Here is a 6,243-nt window from a genome sequence, read left to right on the forward strand (position 1 = left end):
GATGTAGCAGGTTACCCATCTCCCCTTGCTCTTCAGATTGAGGACCTCAGGCTTTTTGTCGACTGTTGCGTCCAGAATCCTTTGGCTAGGCCCGAGGTCGTAAGCAATAACATAGTCAGGGTACCACTGGCACAACTCGAACAGGATTGCTCGGCTGGTGTCCCAGTCAGTCGAGAATGCCAGACCACCGGCAGCGCTCGGAAACGGCCCGCTAAAGAGAAATCCTGTATACTGGCCCACGGTCGGGTCGAACTGGTAGATGCGATTACCCCAGGTGTCTCCTTGTGTAGAAATCCAGAGCCAGGGACTGCCCTCAGAGGCATCATCCCATGCCAGGCCCCAGACCCAGTATGAGTATGGATTCGGGTAGGAGGCAACGACAACTCCTGTTGTATCTATCTTCACAATTGGCAGAACCCCATGACCTACCCAGAGGTATTGTCCATCCCACGCAAGACCCCAGTTAATATCGTAAGGCCCAGGGAACTCGTAGAGTACATTCCCGAACCTGTCAAAGGCAGTTATCATCGAATCGTCGCTTCCGAAGAAATAGTCATGGTCTTGCCTGTAGGCCAGGTCCATCCATCCCCAGTCGAGAGAAGAGGAGTTCCTGCTCTTCTGTGCAAATTCCCTCAGGTAGTTCCCATTCCTGTCAAACACATAAATCATGTTTGAATCACCGGGATAGTTGTCTCCTGCAAGGTAAAAGCAATTCCCGTCGAATTCCATCCCGCCCAATCCATTATCTCCCGCAAAAGAAAAAGACCATATCGAATCCCCAAAGCTAGTCATCGGACTGGTATCAGGCTGTTCCTGTTGTTCTTCAGAAGGCTTCACATCAAAACCCGGTGTCATCATCGGCTCAGACATGGCCATTGCAGAGCCTCCCTCTGCAGGTGTATGGATCTGGATGTTGCCCCCTCCCAGGAAGCCTCCCGCGGAGTAATAAGGATTCCCGTCTGTGTCGTAGACATATATGCTGAACCTGTCCCTTCCCTGGCCGGGCTCGCCACGGTCCTCAACCTCACATTCGAATCTATATCCACTCGTCCCATCGACCCCGCATAACCCTGAGAAATCAGCCACGGTGTCTCCATGCACAACTAGGGTTTCTATTGTGTCGCTGTGGACCTTCATCTTTGCCGCGTGGTCATTGAACTGGAGCTGGCCCCAGGTCACCCCACCCTCAGAATGCACATTGAACCCAAAGGTTCTCTTATATGCAGAACCAAGGGAGACTCCAGGAATCCAGCCCCCACCAGTGACCAGAGCTGACACACCGTAGGTCTCCAGAATCGCTAGGTGCCAGCCAAACCAATCCACGTCTGTTGAACAAGTCACAATGTTTATCCCACTGATGCACTGCACCGGAAGCTCAAAGAGGCTCGCTGCAAATCCTCTGTTCATGTGGAACACATCTCCCGGACCTAGTATTATTGTGCCATTGAAAGATATCAGCTCCTCGGTCCCGCTTGAATCATCTGCCTGAGTGAAAAGGAACAGTGTTGCCGAATCCGCCGTGACACCGGCGAAATCGGAGCTACTGCTGGCATTTTCTAATGACTCAGCACCATCGTTAATTATTATTTGCCTCCTTGGCTCTGAGGGGTGACTGTAGAGAACCACGAGTGCCTCGCCAAATGTTTTGTACAATACCGATACAGAGTACGGGTAGACACCATTCCCTGTCACAAACGGAGTCACATCCCAGCGATAGGCACAGAGCTCATAAAACGCTTGGCCTCCAGATCCCCAACCTGAATCATGATCAAAAGGTAGGACCGCAGGCAACGGGTTGCCGTCAAAGGTGGCGGATGCGGAATCCGTATCCGCATACTGCCAGGACGCCTCGTACATGTACGCCCAGACGATGCTTGCATCTAGGGGAATTCCTGAGATGGTGAAGGCCCCTGACTGTGCTTCAGTTGCCACTACATCTACCACAACACCACCATGCCCGCTCCAAGTGAGAAATGTCGTTGGAGGGTTGTCGCCGTCTACGCAAGGAATCGTGTCCTGAATCTCCGATTCCTCTGCAAGCGGAACCACTGTGGGCGCCGGCATTGGTTTGCTGGGTTTAGCGATAAGAAGAGGGACGTCAAGTATCAAAACAAGAAGGCTTATCCCGGCCGAGATGGCCATACCCAAGGGGAATCTCGTGCCATTCATAACTCCCTCCCGACAGAACTGCATTTCGTATCTTGAGGGCAGTCTCCCGTAACCGCCCACTCGAATAATAGCACATTCTTCGGTATTTGCAACACTTTTGGCGAAGCCGCCGCGCAGTCCTCCAGCGTCCTCTGAGGAGACCCGGACGTAGATGGCTGCGTGGTACTTGGGAAGGTGGAATTGCATGAAAGGTAAACCCTGATCCTCTCCAGAGAAGATCTTCACTTTGCGGCGGTCGGAGGAGTCTTTCTTCCGACGCATTGGTCCTTTTTAGTCTATGGTTGCCGTAAACTCGAACTGTCCACCATCGGTCCATCCACGAAAGATACCTATGCCATCGCCGGTGATATTGCCAGCTTCGCCGCCCTGCCATGGACCACTCATGCCGGATACGTAGAAGCCTCCACGCGCAATTGTTACCGAATCAACTTCAGTTGTGTCTGGGAAAAGCACAGATGACAAGAAAGTGAGTGAGGTATCGACAAACAAGGTGCAGAGTCTATAATCGTGTTGCTGCACTGCACCAGATGTATCGAGGTACGCACAGAAGAAATCACCGTAGGCGCGATATGCATCGGCTCCATCAGAGGAACTCCATGTGACAATCAGATCGCTGCCAAAGGGAATCGTATCGATACCGGAAGTGTCGTGAGATGTTATCGCGAAACGACCTGGCAGTTTGATGCTCGCCTGTGAAATACCTGGACTACCATCGGCCTTCGTATGTTCTATCCGGAGTCTGGCTGAATCTCCCGCTGATATAGGGAAATCCGGGTCAAAGAACCGATATGAAGCTCGATACATATCATAGGGGATTTTGATGTCGTTAACATAGACCGCCGGAATCCCCGATACATTAAGCACATCCACTCGAACATCGCTTGTCGTATCCCAGAGGAAGGGAGATTCGAGATAAGCCAGAACATAGATCGGTAGAGTACCGGCAGGACCTTCAGGCCCTACTGGTCCCCTACAACCGACAATCAATCCCACTAGGACAACTGTCAGGGTGAGAACGATGGTCCAGGATGTTTTTATCACAGACATGTTGACCTCCTTTGTACGTCTGCTTTCATGAACCTTTTTTCAGAGTACCGTACACGCTGACTGTCAAGCGCTGCGGATTTAAGATGAACATGGTCATTTTGGATGAGAATGCGTAAAGGGCCACGAATCTCAGCAGATTGTACCTGATCCAAATCAGCAAAGCGGGCTCATGCAGTCAGAAGTCACCGCATTAGCATCATTTTCTTAGTATTTTTGAAGTCCCCGGCGCATAGACGACAGAAGTACACACCGCTGGGGAGATTTCGTCCCGCAGTATCTGTACAGTCCCACTGGATACTGCCTTGTACAGATGTACGGTCAGTGATGAGGATTTCTCGCCTTATTCTGCCTCCCAGGTCATATATCTGAATCTTCACAGGCTCTCGATTTGGTGTGCCATAGGAAATCGTGACTGACCCAAAGGAGGGATTAGGTAAGCACTCAAGTCTTGCTGCTTCAACCAGATGCCCACGTATATCACGCCGGGATTCTTCCTCGATTCCGGGCACACTGTAGTTGTAGGCGGCCCAGACATCCACTCGACCCGCACCGTAAAAGTTGTCTTTCCCAGGCTCACCGAGGTCCACGGCAGTCATCTCCAACAAACTGTCTATCTCAGCTGGAGTAGAGAATGGATAAGCAGAGCGAAGAAGCGCTACAGCACCCGCTACGTGAGGGCTAGCAAAGCCGGAGGACCCTCCCCCTGGTCCCATGTAGGCCGTGTCACTCCTATAATCAAGAGAGATAAGATCTACGCCTGGGGCACTCAGGTCAGGTTTGAGCAGACCTATGAGATCAGGATCCCCGGGAACATAGGGGAAGTCAGGCCATACTGTAGGTCCTATTTGGTCCCCGATGCAAGAGTCGAAAGAATCAATAGCTGCACCAGCAATGACGCCAGCGGGCTCACCTCTAAGGGTCTGATCAGGATGTAACCAAGGTGGTGGAACGGCAGCCGGCATCCACACTCGACGGGGGATCTGTCCTGTACCGTACCCTGGATTTGCCACGATAGTCCTCCCAGAATCCGCTACGATTGTAAGAATGTCCCGCCACCAATCTCGACGCCACCCATCAGCATCCGCCCAGCCAACCGCAAGACAGATTATGTCGGCCCCATTGTCAACCGCATACCATACGGCTTCCCATATGTCGTTCTCACTCCCATTACCCAGGGAGTCAATCCACTTGAGGGACATGAGCATTGCCTCTGGCGCAACACCAGTGGAGAAGCCTGCAGTGCCATCTCCCAAAACAAGTCCTGCGATATAGGTACCATGCCCATTGTCATCCATCGGGTCTCCATCACCATTCACAAAATCATAACCCAGATAATCATCTACATAGCCGTTCGAATCATCATCTATTCCATTGTCAGGAATCTCGTCTATGTTAGTCCATAGATGGTCGGCCAGATCCACATGGGTATATCTTGTTCCCGTATCCAATATGGCAACTACCACTCCAGCCCCCCTTACGCCCGCAGCCCAAACACTGTCTGCTCCTATTTTTCTTACCCCCCAGCCGATCGGAGGCGCAAGAACGCTTTCCTTGATGGCCCACGGGACCCTGGGGCCCGATTCTCTTGCCAACCCAAGCATGTATGTGGGCTTCTTCTCCAGGCTATCATAGCCATCCGTGAAGCGACCGGCAGTGGCGAAACAAGAATCATTTGGGAGCGCTGCAAGCGAACAAAGGAGTCCAAAGGCCACGCCCACTAAGAACACCCTGGCAGCAAGACGGGGGCGCTGCGGTTCGATTGTCTTTTTTTTGTGAATTCGCCTGTTTGGCATATTCATCTCATATTTGAAAGGACTTGGGGACGGTGCATGAATTTCTAGCAAAATTCGTCTGCGAGAAACCGATACCGTCTGAGATTCTAACTTGCCTTTCCTTCCCTTCACGTAGCTGAACTCTACCCAAAATCAGCGCCCATGTCAAGCACCCTGTAACACCCCTGAACCTTGTGCAGGATTTGGGCTGGATCATCAGCAATATATACCTCGATCACTGTTGCGAAAGAATTTGACAACCGCCCGCGAATGTGGGAGAATTTCTCTGGACGGGGCAACTGCGGCGCCAACCGCCACCCCTTCAATTGTGGAAGACCCAAGTCAGAGATGTCGAGCCCTGTCGAAATGCACCGTCCCCAGGATCTTTTGAATCATGGACAGAGGCCGATGAACTTCTGGGAGCAACATTTTTCACGACTGCAATCTTCCCTTGCCGCTCAGATAGAACGTATCCGTGCCGGCTCCAAACATTCCACCATCAAGGGCGCTTCGATAGAGGTCGTCCTTCGGCGTGTGCTTGGGGAATACCTTCCGGGACATTTTTCCGTCAGACCAGGGCAACTTGCTAATAGCGGCGGCGAACTCAGTCCGCAGCTGGATATTATGGTGTACGATGGGAATGCGTTTCCCCGCTTGGCAGTCAATGAAGATTCATCGGTGATTGTATGCTGTGAGTCGGTGGTTGCAGTTGTCGAGTGCAAGACCTACTGGGATCAAGAGGAGGTCGAGAAGCACTATACTGCCACCGTCAATGTGGAGTGCAAACGGTGCGAGGAATTCCAAGACAAGGAGTTGCGCGCCGCATACTTCCTGCTCTTCCACGAGAGTGCAACGCCGGCATTGAGTCATTTCGCAGACGCAGACCGCTGCGTCGGTTTCTACTGCCTACTTGGTGACCGGTCGTGGTCATCTCCATTCGAGCAAGCTGACTTCAAGGATACCGAAGAGAACGTCCTACAAACGTTCTTCCAAGATCTTCTGATGCACTGCATGCGTATCGGTCAAGTGGAGATCGGGACCTTCGAGAACGCGTATAATGTCATAAGCAAGTATGTCGGCTGGAAAGCCCAGAGTGAAGAGGAGGCTTAGCAACTGGATGCACCCCACCTTGGCATTGCCCACCGCTTCGCGTTGATGTGGCAGGGGATCGAGACAGGATATGGTTGGGATATTGAGGCACTCTCAAAGGAAACGGGGAGAAACAGATAGGCCCAGCCTAAGTCTCAGGCGCCAT

Annotated in this window: 4 protein-coding genes; 1 reads left to right on the forward strand and 3 read right to left on the reverse strand. The window is 52.1% G+C overall.

Going from position 1 to position 6,243, the window contains the following annotated elements; all coding sequences use genetic code 11:
• The 3 genes from E3J62_00975 to E3J62_00985 form a co-directional block, all read right to left on the reverse strand.
• A partial coding sequence (locus E3J62_00975; protein TET47590.1) for a DUF3344 domain-containing protein occupies positions 1-2,430 on the reverse strand: 2,430 nt, incomplete at its 3' end.
• A gap of 9 nt (positions 2,431-2,439) precedes the next feature.
• Complete coding sequence (locus E3J62_00980; GenBank protein ID TET47591.1) at positions 2,440-3,216, reverse strand: hypothetical protein; 777 nt, start codon at positions 3,214-3,216, stop codon at positions 2,440-2,442.
• Between the two features lie 182 nt (positions 3,217-3,398).
• The gene (locus E3J62_00985; protein TET47592.1) at positions 3,399-5,060 is read right to left on the reverse strand and encodes a T9SS type A sorting domain-containing protein; all 1,662 of its coding nucleotides are present in this window, start codon (positions 5,058-5,060) and stop codon (positions 3,399-3,401) included.
• Between the two features lie 336 nt (positions 5,061-5,396).
• Here E3J62_00985 and E3J62_00990 point away from each other — a divergent pair, with 336 nt between their 5' ends.
• Positions 5,397-6,098, forward strand: coding sequence for a hypothetical protein (locus E3J62_00990; GenBank protein TET47593.1), 702 nt, complete (start codon positions 5,397-5,399; stop codon positions 6,096-6,098).
• Positions 6,099-6,243: the final 145 nt, after the last annotated feature.

The sequence above is a fragment of the candidate division TA06 bacterium genome (assembly GCA_004376575.1).
Taxonomy (GTDB): Bacteria; Hydrothermota; DG-26; order E44-bin18; family E44-bin18; genus E44-bin18.